20 protein-coding genes are annotated in these 21,778 nt (G+C 71.1%); 18 read left to right on the top strand and 2 right to left on the bottom strand.

The features are described 5' to 3' along the window. The first annotated feature begins 2 nt into the window (after positions 1-2). Positions 3-638 (top strand): MBL fold metallo-hydrolase, encoded by a 636-nt coding sequence (locus QMC84_RS06285; protein WP_300372944.1) that lies wholly within the window; start codon positions 3-5, stop codon positions 636-638. A gap of 115 nt (positions 639-753) precedes the next feature. Here the strand turns inward: QMC84_RS06285 and QMC84_RS06280 are convergent, their stop codons facing one another. After that, positions 754-2,052: an isochorismate synthase gene (locus QMC84_RS06280; protein WP_300372942.1), complete on the bottom strand. Its 1,299-nt coding sequence runs from the start codon at positions 2,050-2,052 to the stop codon at positions 754-756. A gap of 47 nt (positions 2,053-2,099) precedes the next feature. On the opposite strand from QMC84_RS06280, the gene QMC84_RS06275 reads away from it, so the two are divergent. After that, positions 2,100-2,735 carry a hypothetical protein gene (locus tag QMC84_RS06275; RefSeq protein WP_300372940.1) on the top strand — a complete coding sequence of 212 codons (636 nt, stop codon included), beginning with the start codon at positions 2,100-2,102 and terminating at the stop codon, positions 2,733-2,735. 37 nt (positions 2,736-2,772) lie between these two features. On the opposite strand, the gene QMC84_RS06270 is transcribed toward QMC84_RS06275, so the two are convergent. After that, entirely contained in the window at positions 2,773-3,696 is a 924-nt protein-coding gene (locus QMC84_RS06270; RefSeq protein WP_300372938.1) for a peptidoglycan-binding protein, read from the bottom strand. A gap of 208 nt (positions 3,697-3,904) precedes the next feature. On the opposite strand from QMC84_RS06270, the gene QMC84_RS06265 reads away from it, so the two are divergent. The 16 genes from QMC84_RS06265 (at position 3,905) to QMC84_RS06190 (ending at position 21,684) form a co-directional block, all read left to right on the top strand. Next, a complete protein-coding gene (locus QMC84_RS06265; protein WP_300373104.1) occupies positions 3,905-4,600 on the top strand; it encodes a demethylmenaquinone methyltransferase in 696 nt (231 codons plus the stop codon). A gap of 307 nt (positions 4,601-4,907) precedes the next feature. Further along, complete coding sequence (locus QMC84_RS06260) at positions 4,908-5,267, top strand: NADH-quinone oxidoreductase subunit A (protein WP_300372936.1); 360 nt, start codon at positions 4,908-4,910, stop codon at positions 5,265-5,267. 13 nt (positions 5,268-5,280) lie between these two features. Continuing rightward, positions 5,281-5,835 (top strand): NADH-quinone oxidoreductase subunit B, encoded by a 555-nt coding sequence (locus tag QMC84_RS06255; RefSeq protein WP_300372934.1) that lies wholly within the window; start codon positions 5,281-5,283, stop codon positions 5,833-5,835. After that, a complete protein-coding gene (locus QMC84_RS06250; protein ID WP_300372932.1) occupies positions 5,832-6,584 on the top strand; it encodes an NADH-quinone oxidoreductase subunit C in 753 nt (250 codons plus the stop codon). Before QMC84_RS06255 ends, QMC84_RS06250 begins: the two co-directional genes overlap by 4 nt. Beyond that, positions 6,584-7,924: an NADH-quinone oxidoreductase subunit D gene (locus QMC84_RS06245; RefSeq protein WP_300372930.1), complete on the top strand. Its 1,341-nt coding sequence runs from the start codon at positions 6,584-6,586 to the stop codon at positions 7,922-7,924. The genes QMC84_RS06250 and QMC84_RS06245 overlap by 1 nt, the downstream gene beginning before the upstream one ends. Next, the gene (gene nuoE, locus QMC84_RS06240) at positions 7,921-8,715 is read left to right on the top strand and encodes an NADH-quinone oxidoreductase subunit NuoE (RefSeq protein ID WP_300372928.1); all 795 of its coding nucleotides are present in this window, start codon (positions 7,921-7,923) and stop codon (positions 8,713-8,715) included. The genes QMC84_RS06245 and nuoE overlap by 4 nt, the downstream gene beginning before the upstream one ends. Continuing rightward, positions 8,712-10,034: an NADH-quinone oxidoreductase subunit NuoF gene (nuoF, locus tag QMC84_RS06235; RefSeq protein WP_300372926.1), complete on the top strand. Its 1,323-nt coding sequence runs from the start codon at positions 8,712-8,714 to the stop codon at positions 10,032-10,034. The genes nuoE and nuoF overlap by 4 nt, the downstream gene beginning before the upstream one ends. Beyond that, a complete protein-coding gene (locus QMC84_RS06230) occupies positions 10,031-12,472 on the top strand; it encodes an NADH-quinone oxidoreductase subunit G (RefSeq protein WP_300372924.1) in 2,442 nt (813 codons plus the stop codon). The genes nuoF and QMC84_RS06230 overlap by 4 nt, the downstream gene beginning before the upstream one ends. Then, the gene (gene nuoH, locus QMC84_RS06225; protein ID WP_300372922.1) at positions 12,469-13,818 is read left to right on the top strand and encodes an NADH-quinone oxidoreductase subunit NuoH; all 1,350 of its coding nucleotides are present in this window, start codon (positions 12,469-12,471) and stop codon (positions 13,816-13,818) included. The genes QMC84_RS06230 and nuoH overlap by 4 nt, the downstream gene beginning before the upstream one ends. After that, entirely contained in the window at positions 13,818-14,408 is a 591-nt protein-coding gene (gene nuoI, locus QMC84_RS06220) for an NADH-quinone oxidoreductase subunit NuoI (protein WP_300372920.1), read from the top strand. The genes nuoH and nuoI overlap by 1 nt, the downstream gene beginning before the upstream one ends. Then, positions 14,405-15,232, top strand: coding sequence for an NADH-quinone oxidoreductase subunit J (locus QMC84_RS06215; protein WP_300372918.1), 828 nt, complete (start codon positions 14,405-14,407; stop codon positions 15,230-15,232). The genes nuoI and QMC84_RS06215 overlap by 4 nt, the downstream gene beginning before the upstream one ends. A 70-nt stretch (positions 15,233-15,302) precedes the next feature. Further along, a complete protein-coding gene (nuoK, locus tag QMC84_RS06210) occupies positions 15,303-15,602 on the top strand; it encodes an NADH-quinone oxidoreductase subunit NuoK (RefSeq protein WP_300372916.1) in 300 nt (99 codons plus the stop codon). 13 nt (positions 15,603-15,615) lie between these two features. Beyond that, positions 15,616-17,547 (top strand): NADH-quinone oxidoreductase subunit L, encoded by a 1,932-nt coding sequence (gene nuoL, locus QMC84_RS06205; RefSeq protein WP_300372914.1) that lies wholly within the window; start codon positions 15,616-15,618, stop codon positions 17,545-17,547. Then, the gene (locus QMC84_RS06200) at positions 17,544-19,082 is read left to right on the top strand and encodes an NADH-quinone oxidoreductase subunit M (RefSeq protein ID WP_300372911.1); all 1,539 of its coding nucleotides are present in this window, start codon (positions 17,544-17,546) and stop codon (positions 19,080-19,082) included. Before nuoL ends, QMC84_RS06200 begins: the two co-directional genes overlap by 4 nt. Continuing rightward, positions 19,082-20,683, top strand: a complete 1,602-nt coding sequence (nuoN, locus tag QMC84_RS06195; protein ID WP_300372909.1) for an NADH-quinone oxidoreductase subunit NuoN — start codon at positions 19,082-19,084, stop codon at positions 20,681-20,683. Before QMC84_RS06200 ends, nuoN begins: the two co-directional genes overlap by 1 nt. Continuing rightward, positions 20,680-21,684 carry a polyprenyl synthetase family protein gene (locus tag QMC84_RS06190; protein WP_300372906.1) on the top strand — a complete coding sequence of 335 codons (1,005 nt, stop codon included), beginning with the start codon at positions 20,680-20,682 and terminating at the stop codon, positions 21,682-21,684. The genes nuoN and QMC84_RS06190 overlap by 4 nt, the downstream gene beginning before the upstream one ends. The last annotated feature ends 94 nt before the right edge of the window (positions 21,685-21,778 follow it).

The following is a 21,778-nucleotide window of genomic DNA, read 5'->3' as shown; positions in this document are numbered from 1 at the left end:
TCATGAGGATCACGAAGTTCGGCCACGCCTGCGTCCGCGTCGAGCACGACGGGACGACGGTCGTCGTGGACCCCGGCGTGTTCACCGACCGCGCGGCGCTCGACGGCGTCGACGCGGTGCTGATCACCCACGAGCACGCCGACCACTACCTGCCCGACCACCTGCTCGCCACCGACGCCCCGGTGTTCACGATCGACGCCGTGGCGGCCCACATCCGCGACGACGCACCGGCGGTCGCCGAGAGGCTGACCGTGGTCGCGCCCGGCGCCACCTTCGACGTCGGGTTCCCGGTGCGCGCCGTCGGCGAGCTGCACGCAGTGATCCACCCGGAGCTCCCGCGGTTCTTCAACAGCGGCTACGTGCTCACGGTCGGGGACCGCAAGGTCTACCACCCCGGCGACGCCCTGACCGGGCCCGGCGAGGACGTCGATGTGCTGCTGGTGCCGGTGTCTGCACCGTGGCTGAAGGTCTCCGAGGCGATCGACTTCGCCCGCGCCGTGAAGGCGCCGCGCAACCTGGCCATCCACGACCGGGTCTACAGCGAGGCGGGCCTCGGCATCATCGACGGGCACATGGACAGGTTCCTCCCGAAGGAGGGTCTGGAGTACGTCCGCCGCCCCGACGGCCAGGACCTGTAGCCGCGTCTGGCGTGGCGGCTCCGCCGCCACGCCGGCCGCGGATCGCTCTTGGGCTGGCCGTCCGACGTCGTGGTTGCGGTGGGCGCTTGGGGATCAGCGAGCGCGAGACGCGCCGCTAGCCGGCAGTGAGCGCGTCGCGGACCGGGACGAACTTGGCCTGCGCCTCGGCGAGCTCCGCGGCGGGGTCGGAGTCGGCGACGATGCCGCAGCCGGCGAACAGCCGGACCGTGCGGCCCTCGACCCGCGCGGAGCGCAGCGCGATGCCCCACTCGCCGTCGCCCGACGCGTCCATCCAACCGACCGGACCGGCGTACCGGTCGCGGTCCATGCCCTCGATGTCGGCGATCAGTGCGGTCGCGACCGGGGTCGGCGTGCCGCCGACGGCGGCCGAGGGGTGCAGCGCCTCGGCGAGCTGGAGCGAGGAGACCGTGGCCGCATCGTGGACCACGCCGGCCACGTCGCTGGCCAGGTGCATCACGTTCGGCAGGTGCAGCACGAACGGCGCCTCCGGCACGTTCATCGACGAGCAGTGCGGCTCGAGGGCGTCGGCCACCGAGCGGACGGCGTACTCGTGCTCCTCGAGGTCCTTGGAGGAGTGCGCCAGGGTCCCGGCCAGGGCCAGGTCGCGCTCGTCGTCGCCGGTGCGCCGGATCGTGCCGGCCAGCACCCGGGAGGTGACGAGCCCCCGCTCGCGACGCACCAGCATCTCCGGGGTGGCCCCGAACATGCTGTCGACGTGGAACGTCCAGCACATCGGGTAGGTCTCGGCGAGCCGGCCCAGCGGCCAACGGACGTCGACCGGGTCGCTGGCGGTGGCGACCAGGTCGCGCGCGAGCACGACCTTCTCCAGGTCGCCGGCGCCGATCCGGGCCACGGCGTCGGCGACGACCGACATCCACTGCTCGCCGTTCAGCGCGCCGTCGGCGAAGCTCACGGCGTCGGGGGCCACCGGGCGCTCCACCGGTCCAAGGGGGTTGGCGACCTCGCCGACGGTGGTCAGCCACGCGACGTCGCCGCGGCGGCCCACCACGACGCGGGGCACCACCAGGATCGAGTCCCCGGGGTCGTCGGCGAACGCGAACGAGCCGAAGGACACCAGGCCGGTGCCCGGCTCGGTGACGTCGTCGTGCACGTCGGCTCGGGCGACCGTCTCGCTCCACCACTTCACGGCGTCCGCGAAGCGGGTGGCGCCACGGGTGCGGACCTCGGCCGCGACACCCCAGCCGACCAGGCCGTCGCCGCGACGCAGCCAGGTGACCGGGCGATCGGCCGGGACCAGGTCCAGCAGGCTCGTGGCGTGGTCGAGGTCGAGGCGGACCGTGCGGACGACGAGCGCGTCCGCCGGGGCCGGCGGCGCCTGGTCGGGCGCGGGGCCGGGCGTGGGGCTGCTCGTCACCCTGCCGAGGGTACTCACGGACCCCGTCATCTCCCGCACCCACGGGCCCGGTAGCGTCGCCGGACGTGACCAGCCGCACCTCCGCCCCCGCCTCCGGCCGCGCCGCCACCTGGATCGGGATCGCCATCGGCGTGATCACGCTCGGCCTGCTCGCCCTGTTCGCGATCGCGCTCCCGAAGGCGGTCGGCGACGAGCACCAGGCCGTCCGGCTCGTGCTCCCCGACACCCTGCCCGGCGGGTACGCCGCCGCCGACGACCCCGCCGCCTTCGAGGGTGGCGACTATGCCGACCAGGCCGATTCGATCGCCGAGCAGGAGAGGTCCAACAGCGACTACGGCAACCGGATCCTGCCGGAGGTGCTCGGCCACGCGGCCGTCACGCGCACCTACGTCCTCGACGGCAGCAAGGCCGTGTTCGTGCAGGTCTTCGACGCCGAGGGCGGCGCCTTCGCGCCGAACAGCATCCCCGACCCGGAGGCGTCCGGCGGCGCGCCTGCGAACGAGGTCACCAACGTCGGCGACGGCGTGTGCATCCTCAGCTACGGGCAGGGGTCGACCGATGCCGGCCCGCCCGACCCGGTGTTCAGCCAGTGCCAGGTCAGCCGGGACGGCCGTACCGTCCAGATCGGCGCGTCCGACGTCGACGCCGACCACCTCGTCGCCACCGCGGACGACCTGCTCGACGGGCTCCGGGACTCCTGAGAGCGACCAGCGCAGCTCAGCCTCGGTGGATCGAGGCTCAGGACCAGTACACGACGACCGTGTCTCCGACGCGCACCTGCGCGTAGAGCTGACCGAGCCCGTCGTAGTCGCGGACGTTGACGCATCCGTGCGAGGCGCCGGCGTACCCGACGGCGGCGAAGTCCGAGGAGTAGTGCACGGCCTGGCCGCCGGAGAAGAACATCGAGTACGGCATCGCCGAGCCATAGAGCCGGGAGACGTGATCGGCGTCCTTGACGTACACGTGGAAGACGCCCTCGCGCGTCGGCGTGCTCGACGCCCCGAACCGCACGTCCAGGGTCTGGCGCACCGCGCCGTCGACCACCCAGCGCAGCGTCGAGCTGGTCTTGTCGATGCACAGCACCCGGCCGGTGCGGCACCGCGGGTCGAGGGCGCCGGGAGTGTTCCCGCGGTTGTGCAGCTCGGCGTCGGTCGGCGTGCTCGTCATCGCGTAGAGGCGGTCGAGGGTGCGCTGGTCGACCTCGCCGGTCACCGGGATCTCCCGCTTGGCCTGGAAGCCGCGTACGGCGGTCGCGGTGACGTCCCCGTACACGCCGGTGACGTCGGCGTTGAACCAGTAGATCTGCTTGAGGCGGGCCTGCAGGTCGCGGACCTCGTCGCCCTGGTCCCCGGGACCGACCAGGCGCGGCCCTGGCTCGAGGGTGGGCTCCCTGGTCGGCTCCCTGGTGGGCTCCCCGGTGGGGGCGCCGGTAGGGGTGCTGGTGGCGGTCCTGGTGGGCGCGGACGATGTCGGCGCGGTCGTCGGGGTGCCGCTCGGCGTCGCGGCCGGGCTCGTCGGCTGGGCGGTCGGGGCGGCGCCGGGGCCCGCGGCGGCCGGCCGAGTCGCGGGAGCGCCGTCCAGCGCGTCTCCGGCCACGAAGGCCGCGCCGCACAGCAGCGCCGCGACCGCGACGAGGAGGAGCAGGCGACGCGTGAGCAGCATGGAGCTCTCCTGGGGAAGTAGACGAGTCCGACACGAGGGTGACGCTCGGCGCGGACGCGCGGTTGCAGCCGCGCGGCGAGTTTCCGCGGTCGTGACCAACCTGTGACCCTGGCCGCGACCCTGGCCGTGGTCCTGGCCGTGGTCCTGGCGGTGACCCGCCGGTGATCGTGGACGCGGCGGGTCGCGCGTCGCACGCGGGTCGTAGTCTCTGCCCGTGGTCCGTGCCGAGCTCGACAAGCAGCCCTCCGACGTCCGTCGCATGTTCGATGCCGTCGCCCGGCGCTACGACGTCACCAACGACGTCTTGTCCATGGGCCAGGACCGGCGCTGGCGCCGGGCCGTCATCGCAGCCGTCGACCCGCGACCCGGCGAGCGGGTCCTCGACCTCGCGGCGGGCACCGGTACGTCCAGCCAGCCGTTCGCCGACCGGGGTGCGAGCGTGGTGCCCTGCGACTTCTCCCTCGGCATGCTGCGGGTCGGCAAGCAGGCGCTGCCGCACCTGCCCTTCACCGCCGGCGACGGCACCCGGCTGCCCTTCGCCGACGCGACCTTCGACGCGGTCACCATCTCGTTCGGGCTGCGCAACATCGTCGATCCGCTCGCGGGGCTGCGAGAGCTGCTCCGGGTGACCCGGCCCGGTGGCCGCCTGGTCGTGTGTGAGTTCAGCCATCCGACGTTCGCGCCGTTCCGCACCGTCTACCTCGAGTACCTGATGCGGGCGCTGCCCTCGATCGCCCGGGCCGTCTCCTCGGCGCCGGACGCCTACGTCTACCTGGCCGAGTCGATCCGCGCCTGGCCCGACCAGGCCGGGCTGGCGACGCTGGTCGCCGAGGCCGGCTGGCAGGCCCCGGCCTGGCGCAACCTCTCCGGCGGCATCGTCGCCCTGCACCGCGCCACCCGGTAGCGCCAGCCGGGCAGCGCCACCGGTCGTGCGGACGGGCTCCGGGGACCGCGTCGGGCGCCCGTCAAGGGGCCGCACGGACGCCCCGCGGGAGCATCATTTAGCGCACGTCATTGTTCTCTAAATCCGCAGGTCAGCGTCGGTTTCCGAGGGCTCCGACTCGATACCTGCCCCGCACGTGCGGACGGCGAAGTGGAATGATTAACTGTCTCCCGCGCCACCCTCGTGATTGCGTTCACAAAGTCACAAACGGGTCGAGCCGGACCAGGGCCCGACCGGGCGCAGCGGCACAGATCTAGAAAGGCGCGGCATGGAGCTCTACACGCCCGTGGTCGTCCTCGTGGTCCTCGCGACCCTCTTCGCCCTGGGCGGCGCGGTGATGGCCTTCGCTGTCGGTCCGAGCCGGTACAACCGGGTCAAGCTGGACTCCTACGAGTGCGGCATCGAGCCGACGCCGCAGCCGGTCGGCGGCGGGCGGTTCCCGGTGAAGTACTACATCACCGCGATGCTCTTCATCGTCTTCGACATCGAGATCGTCTTCCTCTATCCGTGGGCCGTGCAGTTCGACGAGCTGAAGTTCTTCGGGCTGGTCGAGATGGTCTTGTTCATCGCCACCGTCTTCGTCGCCTACGCGTACGTCTGGCGCCGCGGCGGCCTCGACTGGGACTGAGAGGAACGAACTGATGGGAATTGAGGAGAAGCTCCCGAGCGGGTTGCTGCTCTCGACCGTCGAGGGCCTTGCGGGCTACATGCGGAAGGCGTCGTTCTGGCCCGCGTCCTTCGGTCTTGCCTGCTGCGCGATCGAGATGATGACCAGCGGCGGTCCCAAGCACGACCTTGGCCGCTTCGGCATGGAGGTCTTCCGGGCCAGCCCGCGCCAGGCGGACGTGATGATCGTCGCCGGCCGGGTGAGCCAGAAGATGGCCCCGGTGGTCCGTCAGATCTACGACCAGATGCCCGAGCCCAAGTGGGTCCTGGCCATGGGCGTGTGCGCCAGCAGCGGCGGCATGTTCAACAACTACGCGATCGTGCAGGGCGTCGACCACATCGTCCCGGTCGACATGTACCTCCCCGGCTGCCCGCCCCGGCCGCAGATGCTCATCGACGCGATCCTCAAGCTGCACGACAAGGTCCAGCACACCAAGATGGGCGCCCACCGGGCAGCCGAGATCGAGGAGCTCGAGACGGCGGCGCTGCGCGCCCTCCCCACCTCCGAGTTGAAGGGCCAGCTGCGGTGAGCGACGACTCCAGCGACGTGAAGCCGGGACCCAAGGGCCCCGAGCAGCCGGCGGTCGAGCAGTCCCCCGAGAACGTCCCGGCACCCACCGGTGAGGTGCACCAGGTCGGCGCGCGGCACGGCATGTTCGGCGTGCGCGGCAGCGGCGACACCAGCGGGTACGGCGGCCTCGACCAGGCGATCGTGCTCCCCGGCGACGCCCAGCGGCCCTACGGCGGCTGGTTCGACGAGGTCGCGGACGGCCTGGCGGCGGCGACCCGCGACGCCGGCCTCGAGATCGCGGCTCCGCGGGTGGTCATCCACCGCGGTGAGATCACCTTCCACCTGCGCCGCGAGGACCTGGTCCCGGTGGCGCAGATCCTGCGGGACGACGATCGGCTGCGCTTCGAGTTCTGCTCCGGCGTCAGCGGCGTGCACTACCCGGACGAGACCGGGCGCGAGCTGCACGCGGTCTACCACCTGCTCTCGATGACCCACAACCGCCGGATCCGGCTCGAGGTCGCGGTTCCCGACGCCGACCCGCACATCCCGTCGATCGTGTCGGTCTACCCGACCAGCGACTGGCACGAGCGCGAGACCTACGACATGTTCGGCATCGTCTTCGACGGCCATCCCGCGCTCACGCGCATCCTGATGCCCGACGACTGGCCGGGCCACCCGCAGCGCAAGGACTACCCGCTCGGGGGCATTCCCGTGGAGTACAAGGGCGGCACCGTTCCCCCGCCCGACCAGCGGAGGAGCTACAACTAATGGCCGATCAGGATCTCTACTCCGGCTCCAGCGACACCTCCGAGGGCCGGGTCTTCACGGTCACCGGGCAGGACTGGGACTCGATCTCCGAGGGGCTGGCCGAGGACGAGGCGCAGGAGCGCATCGTCGTCAACATGGGGCCCCAGCACCCGTCGACGCACGGCGTGCTCCGGCTGATCCTCGAGCTCGAGGGCGAGACGGTGACCGAGGCGCGGGCCGGCATCGGCTACCTGCACACCGGCATCGAGAAGAACATGGAGTACCGCACCTGGACGCAGGGCGTCACGTTCTGCACCCGGATGGACTACCTCAGCCCGTTCTTCAACGAGATGACCTACGTGCTCGGGATCGAGCGGCTGCTCGACATCGAGGACCGCGTGCCGGAGAAGGCCCAGGTCATGCGGGTGCTGCTCATGGAGCTCAACCGGATCTCCTCCCACCTGGTCGCGATCGCGACCGGTGGCATGGAGCTCGGCGCGCTCACCGTGATGACGATCGGCTTCCGTGAGCGCGAGCTGGTGCTCGACCTGTTCGAGCTGATCACGGGCCTGCGCATGAACCACGCGTTCATCCGCCCGGGCGGCGTCGCCCAGGACATGCCCCCGGGCGCCCTGGACGAGATCCGCGGCTTCGTGGCGCTGATGAAGAAGCGGCTCCCGGAGTACGCCGACCTCTGCAACGCCAACCCGATCTTCCGGGGGCGTCTCGAGGGCATCGGCCACCTCGACCTCGCCGGCTGCCTCGCGCTCGGCCTCAGCGGCCCGGTGCTGCGCAGCACCGGCTACCCGTGGGACCTGCGCAAGACCGAGCCCTACTGCGGCTACGAGACCTACGACTTCGACGTCCAGACCTGGGACTCCTCCGACTCCTACGGTCGGTTCCGCGTGCGCCTGAACGAGATGTGGGAGTCGCTGCGGATCATCGAGCAGGCCGCGGACCGGCTCGCCGGCCTCGACGGCGCCCCGGTGATGATCGACGACAAGAAGATCGGCTGGCCCAGCCAGCTCGCGATCGGCAGCGACGGCATGGGCAACAGCCTCGACCACATCCGCCACATCATGGGCGAGTCGATGGAGGCGCTGATCCACCACTTCAAGCTGGTGACCGAGGGCTTCCGGGTGCCGCCCGGCCAGGCCTACGTCCCGGTGGAGTCCCCGCGTGGCGAGCTCGGCGCCCACGTCGTGTCCGACGGCGGCACCCGCCCGTTCCGCGCGCACTTCCGCGACCCGTCGTTCACCAACCTGCAGGCGACCAGCGTGATGGCCGAGGGCGGCATGGTCGCCGACGTCATCGTCGCGATCGCGTCCATCGACCCCGTGATGGGAGGCGTCGACAGATGACGCTCAGCCAGCAGACGTACGGCGAGCTCGAGGAGATCGCCGCTCGCTATCCGGAGCCGCGCTCCGGCCTGCTGCCGATGCTCCACCTCGTGCAGTCCGCGGAGGGACGGATCACCCCGGAGGGCATCGAGGCCTGTGCCGGCCTGCTCGGGGTCACCGCGGCCGAGGTCAGCGGGGTCGCGACGTTCTACACCATGTACAAGCGCCGCCCGGTCGGCGACTACCACGTCGGCGTGTGCACCAACACGCTGTGCGCGGTGATGGGCGGCGACGCGATCTTCGACCGGCTCAAGAGCGACCTGGGCGTCGGCAACGACGAGACGACCGAGGACGGCAAGATCACGCTCGAGCACATAGAGTGCAACGCCGCCTGCGACTACGCCCCGGTGATGATGGTCAACTGGGAGTTCATGGACAACATGACCCCGGACGCCGCCGCCCGGATCATCGACGACCTGCGCGCCGGCAACGAGGTCCACTCCACCCGCGGACCGCGGATCGTCACCTGGCGCGAGGCCGAGCGGGTGCTCGCCGGCTTCCCCGACGACCTCGCCGACGAGGGGCCCGCGGCCGGGCCCGCCTCGCTGGTCGGGCTCGGCCTGGCCCGCGAGCGCGGCTGGACGGCGCCCTCCTCCGAGCAGGGCTCCGCCGTCCACGACGACGTTCCCGAGGAGCCGGAGCAGGTCGAGCAGGCCGCGGCCGACGCGAGCCCGCCGTCCTCCGAGGGAGCCACCGTGGAGAAGGAGAGCGGCACGTCCGAGACGGCCGCCGAGAAGGGAGACGCCCAGTGAGTGGTGCAGCGACCGACGTGCTGACGCCCGTCCTCACCGACAACTGGGACCAGGAGCGCTCCTGGACCCTGGCCGCCTACGAGTCGCGCGGCGGCTACCGCGCCGTCGACACGGCGTTCGCGATGGCGCCCGACGCGGTCATCGACGCGGTCAAGGAGTCCGGGCTCCGCGGGCGCGGCGGCGCCGGCTTCCCGACCGGCATGAAGTGGGGCTTCATCCCGCAGGACAACCCCCGGCCGAAGTACCTCGTGGTCAACGCCGACGAGTCCGAGCCGGGCACCTGCAAGGACATCCCGCTGATGATGGCCAGCCCGCACACCCTCCTCGAGGGCGTGATCATCAGCTCGTACGCGATCCGGGCGAACAAGGCGTTCATCTACATCCGCGGTGAGGTGCTGCACGTCATCCGCCGCGTGCAGCGCGCGGTCCAGGAGGCGTACGCCGCCGGCCACCTCGGCTCGAACATCCACGGCTCGGGCTACGACCTCGACGTCGTGGTGCACGCCGGAGCCGGCGCCTACATCTGCGGCGAGGAGACCGCGCTGCTCGAGGGGCTCGAGGGCCGTCGCGGCCAGCCCCGGCTGCGCCCGCCGTTCCCCGCGGTCGCCGGCCTCTACGCGAGCCCGACCGTCATCAACAACGTGGAGTCGATCGCCTCGGTGCCGAGCATCATCGGCCGGGGGCACGCCTGGTTCGCCTCGATGGGGACCGAGAAGTCCAAGGGCGTCGGCATCTTCTCCCTCTCCGGGCACGTCCAGCGTCCCGGCCAGTACGAAGCCCCGCTGGGCATCACGCTGCGCACCCTCATCGACCTGGCCGGCGGCGTCCGCGAGGGCCACGAGCTCAAGTTCTGGACCCCCGGCGGCTCGAGCACGCCGCTCCTGACGGGCGAGCACCTCGACGTACCCCTCGACTTCGAGGGCGTCGGCTCGGCCGGCTCGATGCTCGGCACCCGCGCGCTGCAGATCTTCGACGACTCGGTCTGCGTGGTCCGGGCGGTGCTGCGCTGGTCGGAGTTCTACAAGCACGAGTCCTGCGGCAAGTGCACCCCGTGCCGCGAGGGCACCTGGTGGCTGGTCCAGGTGCTCACCGCGCTCGAGAAGGGCGACGGGACCGAGGCGGACCTCGACCTGCTGCTGGACCAGTGCGACAACATCCTGGGCCGGTCCTTCTGCGCCCTCGCCGACGGCGCCACCAGCCCGATCGTCAGCTCGATCCAGTTCTTCCGCGACGAGTACGTCGCACACCTCACCCACGGCGGCTGCCCGTTCGACCCGGCGGCGGCCACCCTCTTCGCACCTGCCGGAGCCACAGCATGAGCACCACACCCGAGAAGGCCGGGGTCGACACCGTCTCCGTCACCATCGACGGGATCCAGGTCGACGTCCCCAAGGGCACCCTGGTGATCCGGGCCGCCGAGCAGATCGGCGTCCAGATCCCGCGGTTCTGCGACCACCCGCTGCTCGCACCGGTCGGCGCCTGCCGCCAGTGCCTGGTCGACATCCCCGACGCCGGCAACGGCCGCGGCTTCCCGAAGCCACAGGCCTCCTGCACGATCCCCGTCGCCGAGGGCATGGTCGTCAACACCCAGGCCACGAGCCCGGTCGCGGACAAGGCACAGCAGGGGATCATGGAGTTCCTGCTGGTCAACCACCCGCTCGACTGCCCGGTCTGCGACAAGGGCGGCGAGTGCCCGCTGCAGAACCAGGCGATGTCCAACGGCCGCGGCGAGACCCGGTTCACCGGCGTGAAGCGGACCTACCCCAAGCCGATCAACATCTCGGCGCAGGTGCTCCTCGACCGTGAGCGCTGCATCCTCTGCGCGCGATGCACCCGGTTCTCCCAGGAGATCGCCGGCGACCCGTTCATCGAGCTGATCGAGCGCGGGGCACTGCAACAGGTCGGCATCTACGAGCGCGAGCCGTTCGAGTCCTACTTCTCGGGCAACACCATCCAGATCTGCCCGGTCGGCGCCCTCACCAGCGCCGACTACCGCTTCCGCTCGCGGCCCTTCGACCTGGTCTCCACGCCCAGCGTCGCCGAGCACGACGCCTGCGGCTCGGCGATCCGGGTCGACCACCGGCGCGGTCGCGTGATGCGCCGGCTCGCCGGCAACGACCCCGAGGTCAACGAGGAGTGGATCACCGACAAGGACCGGTTCGGGTTCCACTACGCCACCGAGCCGGACCGGCTGACCTACCCGCAGGTCCGCGACCGCGTCGAGGACGGCGGGGACGGCAGCCTGCGGCCCGCCTCCTGGACCGAGGCGTTCGCCGTCGCCGCCCGCGGCCTGCGGGCCGCGGGCTCCGCAGCCGTGCTCACCGGCGGCCGCGTGACGGCCGAGGACGCCTACGCCTACAGCAAGTTCGCGCGCGTCTCCCTCGGCACCAACGACATCGACTTCCGGGCCCGGCCGCTCTCCGCCGAGGAGGCGTCGTTCCTCGCCGCCGAGGTCGTGCTGCGCGGCCCCGGGAACGGTGGCGTCACCTACGGCGACCTGGAGGCCGCCAAGACCGTGGTCCTCGCCGGGCTCGAGCCCGAGGACGAGGCCGGCATGATCTTCCTGCGCCTGCGCAAGGCGTCCAAGCCGGGCCGTCCGGGCGGCGGCACCCGCGTCGTCGCGATCGCTCCGTACGCCACGCGCAGCCTGACCAAGATGCGCGGTCAGCTGCTGCGCACCGCGCCCGGGGGAGAGGCCGCCGCGCTCGAGTCGCTGTCCTCGCACGCCGAGTTCGGCATCGACTCGACCACCGTGATCCTCGTCGGCGAGCGACTGGCGACCGTGCCCGGCGCGCTGAGCGCCGCTGCCGGCCTGGCGGCCCGCACCGGTGCCCGGCTGGCGTGGGTGCCGCGCCGGGCCGGTGACCGTGGCGCCGTCGAGTCGGGCTGCCTGCCCGGCCTGCTGCCCGGCGGCCGCCCGGTCGCCGACCCCGCGGCCCGGGTCGACGCCGCCACCACGTGGGGCGTGGACTCACTGCCCGAGACGCCCGGCCGCGACGCCGACGCGATCGTCGCCGCGCTGCGCGCCGGCGAGATCGGCGGCCTCGTCATCGGCGGCGTCGACCCCGACGACACCTCCGACCCGGCCGCCACCCGCGCGGCCGTCGAGGCCGCGTCGTTCGTGGTGGCGCTCGAGGTGCGCGAGACCGAGGTCACCCGCGCCGCGGACGTGGTCTTCCCGGCCGCCCCGGTCGCCGACCGGGCCGGCACGTTCGTCACCTGGGAGGGCCGGCCGCGCCCGTTCCCCGCGGTGTTCAGCCGGCCGACGTCGCTGCCCGACCTGCGGATCCTGGCCGGCATCGCCGAGGAGCTCGGGGCGATGGGAGCCGGCCACGAGCTCGGCTTCCGGACCGTCGAGGAGGCGCGGGCCCAGATGGAGGAGATGGGTCCCTGGGACGGCCAGCGCGCCACCCTGGACGCGGTCCCCGCGTCGGACCCGACCGCCGGTGCGGGCGCGGGCCTCGCGCTCGCGACCTGGAAGCTGCTGATCGACAACGGCGTCATGCAGGACGGTGACAAGGCCTACCGCGCCACCGGCCGCAAGCCCGTCGCCAGGCTCGGCCGCGCGACGTACGACGCGGTCGGGCCGACCGTCACCCTCACCGGCGACCGCGGCTCGGTGACGGTGCCGGCCGAGCCGGCCGACCTCGACGACGGGGTCGTGTGGGTGCCCGCGAACTCCTTCGGCAACGGGGTGCTGGCCGACCTGGCCTCGCCCGGCAGTCGCGTGACCGTCGCGAAGGGAACCGACGCATGAACGCCCTGACCGCCCTGCTCCCGATGGAGACCGACGCCCTCTCCCAGTTCGGGCACGACGCCTGGTGGGTGGTCGGGCTCAAGGCCGTGCTGATCCTGGTCGTGCTCCTGCTGCTGACGCTGTTCAACATCTGGTTCGAGCGGCGCGTCGTCGGCCGGATGCAGCACCGACCGGGCCCCAACGTCAACGGCCCCTTCGGGCTCCTGCAGTCGCTGGCCGACGCCCTCAAGCTGATCTTCAAGGAGGGCATCATCCCCAAGGCGGCCGACAAGACCGTCTACCTCGTCGCTCCGGTGCTCGCGGTGATCCCGTCGTTCATCACGTTCTCGGTGATCCCGTTCGGGCCCGAGGTGACGATCCCCTTCACCGACACCCGCACCCCGCTCCAGCTCACCGACATGCCGGTCGCCGTGCTGTTCGTGATGGCGATCGCGTCGGTCGGCATCTACGGCATCGTCCTCGGCGGCTGGTCCAGCGGCTCGACGTACTCCCTGCTCGGCGGCCTGCGCTCCAGCGCCCAGATGATCTCCTACGAGGTCGCGATGGGCCTCGCGTTCGTCGCGGTGTTCCTGTACGCCGGCTCGATGTCGACCTCGGAGATCGTGGCCGCCCAGGACAACCTGTGGTTCGGGCTGATCCTGGTGCCGTCGTTCGTGATCTACCTGATCTCCATGGTCGGCGAGACCAACCGCGCGCCGTTCGACCTCCCCGAGGCCGAGGGCGAGCTGGTCGGCGGGTTCCACACCGAGTACTCCTCGATGACCTTCGCGCTGTTCTTCCTCGCCGAGTACATCAACATGGCGACGGTCTCCGCGGTCGCGACGACCCTGTTCCTCGGCGGCTGGCACGCGCCGTTCTGGCTCGACCACGCCTGGGCCGGCGCCAACGAGGGCTACTGGCCGCTGCTGTGGTTCTTCGGCAAGGTGCTGTTCTTCATCTTCATCTTCATCTGGCTGCGCGGCACCCTGCCCCGGATGCGCTACGACCAGTTCATGGCGTTCGGCTGGAAGCGGCTGATCCCCATCGCGCTGGTGTGGATCGTCGCGGTCGCGACGATCCGGTCGATCTCGCTGAACGGCGGCATCGACCGCAACTACCTCCTGCTCGGGATCGGCGCGCTGGCCGTGGTCTTCCTGGTCCTGTTCTTCCTCGGCGGGGTCGCCGAGGAGGAGACGACCACGGTGCCGGCGGCAGCGCCGGCGGGCGGGTTCCCCGTGCCGCCGATGCCGTCCGGCGGTCCGGTCCGCGGCGCCGCGGTCCCGCTCACGTTCGATAGAAGCTCACCCATCGCGTCGTCGATGCCACAGCCCAGCGCTGCCACCCGCAGCGCGGGGGAGGAGGTCTGATGGCTGACAGCCCCGAGTCCAAGAGCATGCGCGAGCAGTTCTGGGACCCCATCGCCGGGTTCGGCGTGACCTTCCGGACCATGTTCAAGAAGGTCGTCACCGAGCAGTACCCGTTCGAGAAGTTCCCGACCGCCCCGCGCTTCCACGGTCGCCACCAGCTCAACCGCTGGCCCGACGGCCTCGAGAAGTGCGTGGGCTGCGAGCTGTGCGCGTGGGCCTGCCCGGCCGACGCCATCTACGTCGAGGGCGCGTCCAACGACGACGACCCCGACGGCAGCGGACGCTTCAGCCCCGGCGAGCGCTACGGCCGCGTCTACCAGATCAACTACCTGCGCTGCATCCTCTGCGGCCTGTGCATCGAGGCCTGCCCGACGCGGGCGCTGACGATGACCAACGAGTACGAGCTGGCCGACGACAACCGGGCCGACCTCATCTACGAGAAGTCGGACCTGCTCGCGCCGCTGCTGCCCGGCATGGAGCAGCCGCCGCACCCGATGCGTCTCGCCGACGACGAGGAGGCCTACTACCGCGGTGAGTTCGCCGCGCCGGCACCGACCGCTCCCGCAACGAGCACGGAGGCGGGCGCATGATCGCGTTCTGGATCCTCGCCCCCGTCATGGTGATCGCGGCGCTCGGTCTCCTCTTCGTGCGCAAGGCGGTGCATGCGGCCCTGCTGCTCGCGGTCGTGATGATGTCGCTCGCGGTGCTCTACGCCGCGCTCGAGGCGCCGTTCCTCTTCGCGGTGCAGATCATCGTCTACACCGGCGCGATCCTGATGCTGTTCCTGTTCGTGCTGATGCTCGTCGGCGTCGACGCGTCCGACTCGATCGTCGAGACGATCCGCGGTCAGCGGGTGCTCGCGGCGGTCTTCGGCCTCGGCCTCGGCCTGGTGATGGTGCTCGGCCTCAGCCAGATCTCGCTCGGCACCGCCGTCGGCCTCGAGGACGCGAACGCCGCGGGCAACATCCAGGCGCTGGCGAACATCCTGTTCTCCCGCTACGTCTTCGCCTTCGAGGTCACCAGCGCACTGCTGATCACCGCGGCCGTCGGCGCGATGGTGCTCGCCCACCGCGAGCGGCTCACGCCGAAGCCGACGCAGCGGTCGCTCGCCGCCCAGCGGATGAAGGACTACGCCGAGCTGGGCACCCACCCCGGTCCGCTGCCGCCCCCCGGCGTCTACGCCCGGCACAACGCCGTGGACACCCCGGCGCTGCTGCCGGACGGGACCGCGGCCGAGTCGTCGGTCTCCCGGGTGCTCGCGGCCCGCGGCACGGTCCGCTCGGCGCCGGCCAGGGCCGAGGACATCCACGAGATCGAGGGCACGCTGAGCGGGGCCACCCACGCGGGACGTGACGCCGTCGCGCCCGCGACCACGACCGAGGTCACCCCCGCCACCGGAGAGGACTCCGAATGAACCACACCCCATCGAACCGTTCGCTCCGGTCGCTGCGCTCCCTGCGCTCACCCTTCGTCGGGGACCCCGAATGGATGTGACGGCCTACGTGGTCCTCTCGGGGATCCTGTTCACGATCGGCTGCGTCGGCGTGCTGATCCGGCGCAACGCGATCGTCGTCTTCATGTGCGTCGAGCTGATGCTCAACGCCTCGAACCTCGCGCTGGTCGCCTTCGCCCGCCAGCACGGCAACCTCGACGGGCAGATCGCCGCGTTCTTCGTGATGGTCGTCGCCGCCGCCGAGGTGGTCGTCGGGCTCGCGATCATCATGACCATCTTCCGGACCCGTCGCTCGGCCTCGGTCGACGACGCCAGCCTGCTGAAGTACTAGGAGCCACGCTCACATGTACGCATTGAACGAGGGCGCCATCCCGGTGGTGAACGCCGCGAGCGCCGACGGCGTGTACTCCCTGCTGTGGCTGGTCGTCGCGCTGCCGCTCGCCGGGGCCACGATCCTGCTGGTCGGCGGCAGGTACACCGACAAGTGGGGGCACCTGCTCGGGACGCTGCTGCCGATCGGGTCCTTCCTCGTGTCGCTGGTCCTGTTCTTCGACCTGCTCGGTCGTGACGAGGGCGACCGGCAGGTCAGCCAGCACGTGTTCACCTGGTTCCAGACCGGCCACCTCGACGTGGGGATGGATCTGCTCTACGACCCGCTGTCGGCCCTGTTCCTGCTGCTGATCACCGGCGTCGGCTCGCTGATCCACGTCTACTCGATCGGCTATATGGCCCACGACCTGCGCCGCCGCCGGTTCTTCGGCTACCTCAACCTGTTCGTGGCCGCGATGCTGATGCTGGTGCTCTCGGAGAACTACCTCGGGCTGTTCCTCGGCTGGGAGGGCGTCGGCCTCGCGTCGTACCTCCTGATCGGCTTCTGGCAGCACAAGCCGTCGGCCGCGGCGGCCGGCAAGAAGGCCTTCGTCATCAACCGGGTCGGCGACATGGGCATCTCGACCTCGATCATGATGTTCTTCGCGCTCTTCGGGTCCACGAGCTTCACGGTGATCAGCGAGAAGGCCGCGAACGCCTCGGAGACCCAGCTCACGATCCTCGGGCTCCTGCTCCTGCTCGGCGCCTGCGCGAAGTCCGCCCAGTTCCCGCTGCAGGCCTGGCTGCTCGACGCGATGGAGGGTCCGACACCGGTGTCGGCGCTGATCCACGCTGCGACGATGGTGACCGCGGGGGTGTACCTCATCGTCCGGTCGAACTTCATCTTCGAGGCCGCGCCGCACGCACAGACCGCCGTCGTGGTGGTCGCGCTGATCTCGATCCTCTGGGGTGCGGCGATCGGATGCGCCAAGGACGACATCAAGAAGGGCCTGGCCGGGTCGACCATGAGCCAGATCGGCTACATGATGCTGGGCGCCGGCCTGGGCGCCGCGGGCTACGCGTTCGCGATCTTCCACCTGCTGACGCACGGCTTCTTCAAGGCGAACATGTTCCTCGGTGCCGGCTCGGTGATGCACGGCATGAACGACGACGTCGACATGCGCCACTACGGCGCGCTGCGCAAGATGATGCCGGTGACCTTCCTGACCTTCGCGATGGGCTACCTCGCGATCATCGGGTTCCCGGGCTTCTCGGGCTTCTGGTCGAAGGACAAGATCATCGAGACGGCACTGGCCGACAACTGGCTGGTCGGCATCTGCGCGATCATCGGCGCCGGCATCACCGGCTTCTACATGACCCGGATGATGCTGATGACGTTCTTCGGCGACGACCGGCGCTGGGAGAAGGACGTGCACCCGCACGAGTCGCCCTCGGTGATGACGGTCCCGCTGGTCGTCCTCGCGGCACTCTCCGTCCTCGGTGGCGTGATGCTCGCGGGCGACTGGATCCAGGACTTCCTGGCGCCGGTCGTCGGGACCGGTGCCCACGAGGACCCGCCGCTGCCCGCGCTCGCGGTCACCGTGATCGTCGTCCTCGTCGTCGCCAGCGGCGTCGCGGTCGCCTGGCTGCTCTTCGGCAGGCGCGAGGTGCCGCGCACCGCTCCGCAGGACGTGTCGTTCGTGACCCGGGCGGCCCGTGAGGAGCTCTACGGCAACCAGATCAACGACGGCCTGGTGGTGAATCCCGGCCGGCACCTGGTGGGCGGCCTGCTGACGATCGACAAGCACGTCGTCGACGGAACCTTCACCGGCGGCCCGGTCTCGCTCGGGACCCTCGCCGGGTTCGCCCGACGTGCCCAGAACGGCTTCGTCCGCACCTACGCCCTGTCCCTCCTCGGCGGCGTCCTCATCGTCGTCCTCGCTCTCCTGGCGGTGAATCTCGCATGAACGACCTTCCCTGGCTCACCGTCCTCTGGGCGCTGCCGCTGGTCGGCGCCCTGGTGACGGCGTTCGTGCCGAGGGCGCCCGGTTCGGCGCTGCCCAAGCAGGTCGGGCTGCTGTTCTCGCTGCTGACGCTCGCCGTCGGCATCGCCATCGCCGTCCAGTACGACACCGGCGACGGTATGCAGCTGACCGAGACGCACTCCTGGATCGAGGCGTTCGGCGTCAACTACGCCCTGGGCGTCGACGGCCTCGGGCTGCTGCTCATCCTGATGACGGTGGCCCTGGTGCCACTGGTGCTCGTCGCGTCCTGGAACGAGGCCGACGGCCGCTCGCCGGCCGCGTTCGTGGCCTGGGCGCTGGCCCTGGAGTCGTTCTCGATCGCGGTGTTCTCGGCGACCGACGTCTTCCTCTTCTACGTGATGTTCGAGGCGACGCTGATCCCGGCGTACTTCCTCATCGGCCGCTTCGGCCTGGCCGGTCGCGGCCGCGCCGCCCTGAAGTTCCTGATGTACCAGCTCGGCGGCGGCCTCGTGCTGCTCGCGTCGGTGGTCGGCCTCTACGTCGTCTCCGCCGACGCCGGCAGCCCCTCCTACCTGCTCTCCGACCTGCAGCAGCTCGACCTCGGCACCAACACCGAGCGTTGGCTGTTCGTCGGGTTCATGCTGGCGTTCGCGGTGAAGGCCCCGCTGTTCCCGCTGCACACCTGGCTCGCCGACACGACCGAGAAGGCGACGCCGGGCACCAGCGTGCTGCTGGTCTGCATCCTCGACAAGATCGGCACCTTCGGGATGCTGCGCTTCTGCCTGGGCCTGTTCCCCGAGGCCTCGCAGTGGGCGACGCCGGTCGTGGTCGCGCTCGCGCTGGTCTCGATCGTGTACGGCGCGCTGGTGGCCATCGGTCAGGACGACATCCTGCGCCTGATCGGCCTGACCTCGCTGAGCCACTTCGGCTTCATCACGCTGGGCATCTTCGCGTTCAGCAGCCAGGGCGGGTCGGGCGCGATCCTCTACATGGTCAACCACGGCGTGGGCACCGCGGCGCTCTTCCTGATCGCCGGATACCTGATCCGGCGCAAGGGCACGTCGCTGATCAGCGAGATCGCCGGCGTGGAGTCCAAGGCGCCGGTGCTGGCCGGGCTGTTCCTGGTCGCGGGCCTGTCCACGCTCGGCCTGCCCGGCCTGAGCCAGTTCGTCTCCGAGATCCTCGTCCTGATCTCGGCCTTCGACTACCACTGGTGGGTCGGCGCGATCGCCGTCACGGGCATCGTGCTCGCCGCGATCTACGTGCTCTGGCTCTACCAGCGGACGATGACCGGGCCGCCGCTGCCCGGCGACGAGCGTCACGAGGTGATGACCGACCTGAACCGGCGTGAGCTGGTCGCGGTCGTGCCGCTGATGGTCGCGTTGGTGTTCTTCGGCTTCTACCCGATGCCGCTGCTCGACGTCAGCAATCCGACGGTCGACTCCCTGCTGCAGCACGTCGGCGTGTCCGACGAGGCCCCGACGGTCGCTGACCACGCCGAGGAAGGTGCTCACTGATGGACTTCATCAAGCCCACGATCGAGTACGGCGACCTCTGGCCGCTCCTCGTGGTCTTCGGCGTCGCCGCGGCCGGCGTGCTCGTGGAGGGGTTCGTGCCGCGTGCCCACCGCTACGTCGTGCAGACCTGCCTGGCGGTCGCCGGCGTGGTCGTCGCCCTGGTCGGCACCATCCTCGTGGCCCGCGACCTGGACGTGCTCGGTGACGGCGCCGCCCGCGGCGCCATCGACGTCGAGGGCACCATCGCGGTCGACGGCCCGGCACTGTTCATCTGGGGGATGCTGCTGGTCTTCGGGCTCGGCGGCGCGCTGCTGTTCGCCGAGCGCCGGCTCGAGGGCGGCGTGTCCGCGTTCGCCGGCCAGGCCGCCGCGCTGCCCGGCACCGAGGCCGAGCGACAGGCGTCGACCCGGGGCCTGGAGCAGACCGAGGTCTACCCGCTGATGATGTTCGCGCTCGGCGGCATGATGCTGTTCGCGGCCGCGAACGACCTGCTCACGCTGTTCGTCGCCCTCGAGGTCCTCTCGCTGCCCCTGTACCTGCTCAGCGGGCTGGCCCGGCGCCGCCGGCTGCTCAGCCAGGAGGCCGCGCTCAAGTACTTCATGCTCGGCGCGTTCTCCTCCGGCTTCTTCCTGTACGGCGCCGCGCTGGTCTACGGCTTCTCCGGCTCGATGGGCTTCTCGGAGATCAACGAGGCCGTGCGCGACGACGTCGGCAACCAGACCATGCTGCTGATCGGCATGGGCATGCTCGCCGTCGGCCTGCTGTTCAAGGTCGGCGCGGTGCCCTTCCACGCGTGGACGCCCGATGTCTACCAGGGCGCGCCCACCGCGGTGACCGCCTTCATGGCCGCCGGCACGAAGATCGCCGCGTTCGGCGCGATGCTCCGCCTGTTCTACGTCGCGTTCGGCTCCGACCGGTGGAGCTGGCAGCCGATGCTGTGGATCATCGCGATCCTCACGATGTTCGTGGGCGCGCTGGTCGCCATCGTCCAGACGGACATGAAGCGGATGCTCGCCTACTCCTCGGTGGCCCACACCGGCTTCCTGCTCACCGGCGTGCTCGGCGTGCAGCAGGCCTCGGAGCTGGCCGACGGCGAGGTGACCTCGCTGCAGGCGGTCCTGTTCTACCTCGTCACCTACGGCTTCGCGGTCGTGGGCGCGTTCGCGGTCGTCACCCTGGTGCGCGACGCGGGCGGCGAGGCCGGCCAGTTCGTGCGCTGGCGGGGGATCGGGCGCCGCTCGCCCCTGGTCGCCGGGGTCTTCGCGTTCTTCCTGCTCTCGATGGCCGGGATCCCGCTGACCGCCGGCTTCGTCGGCAAGTGGGCGGTCTTCACCGTCGCCCTGGCGGCGGGTGCCTGGCCGGTGGTCATCGCAGCGGTGCTGTGCAGCATCATCGCGGTGTTCTTCTACGTCCGGGTGATCCTGCTGATGTTCTTCGAGGACGACGACGTCACTGCTCCCGGCGAGGTCGCGGCCGTCACCAAGCCCTCGGTCCTGACCTCGGCGACGATCCTCGTCGGCGTGGCCGCGACCCTGGTGCTGGGTGTCGTTCCCGGACCGGTGTTGGACCTCGCCGCGAATGCAGGACAATTCGTCAGGTGACCGCAGCTTCCTCCGGACTGGCCCTCCCCGTCACCGACGACGCCCTCGCCTCCCGGTTGAGCGACCGCATGGCCGCGGTCGAGGTCGCGCTGGCCGGCCACGTCGTCAGCCGCGCCGGCTTCGTCAGCGAGACCGCCAGCCACCTGATGACGGCCGGCGGCAAGCGGTTCCGCCCGCTGCTGGTGCTGCTGGCCGCCGAGACCGGCGAGCACCCCGACGCCGACGAGGTGATCACGGCGGCCTGCGTCGTGGAGCTCACCCACCTCGCCTCGCTGTACCACGACGACGTGATGGACGAGGCAGAGCTGCGCCGCGGCGCGGTCTCGGCCAACGCCCGCTGGGACAACCACGTCGCGATCCTCACCGGCGACTTCCTGTTCTCGAAGTCCTCCGAGCTGACCGCGGAGCTCGGCACCGACGCGGTCCGCGTCCAGGCCCAGACGTTCACCCGCCTGGTCGAGGGCCAGATCCTCGAGACGGTGCAGCCCGGGCCCGGCGAGGACCCGCTGGCCCACTACCTCGACGTCGTCGCCGGCAAGACCGGCTCGCTGATCGCGACGTCCGCACGCTACGGCGCCCGGTTCGGCGGCGCGAGCCGCGAGGTGGAGGAGGCGCTGACGGCGTACGGCGAGATCGTCGGCTCGGCCTTCCAGCTCTCCGACGACATCCTCGACATCGCCTCCGACTCCGGCGAGTCCGGGAAGACGCCGGGCACCGACCTCCGCGAGGGCGTGCCCACCCTGCCGGTGCTGATGGCGCGCGCCTCCACCGACCCCGCCGACGCCCGGCTGCTCGAGCTGCTCGACGGCGACCTGGCCGACGACGACCGGCACGCCGAGGCGCTGCGCCTGCTGCGTGCCCACCCGGCCCTCGGGCAGGCGCGCGACTACGTGTCCGCCCGCGCCCAGGAGGCCAAGGCCCATCTGGCCGTCGTACCTCCCGGCCCGGTCCGCGACGCGCTGGAGGCGTTCGCCGACCTGGTGGCGGTCCGCTCCTCCTAGCCGCGTCTCACTGGGCGCGGTGGTCGAGTCGGCGCATCTTGCCCGCCAGAGAGGGCCGACTCGGCGCATCTTGCCCGGCTGAGAGGGCCGACTC

It is taken from the genome of Nocardioides sp. (assembly GCF_030019515.1).
Taxonomy (GTDB): domain Bacteria; phylum Actinomycetota; class Actinomycetes; order Propionibacteriales; family Nocardioidaceae; genus Nocardioides.
Note: the sequence above shows the minus strand (reverse complement) of the source record. Positions and strands in the feature narration are given on the sequence as shown.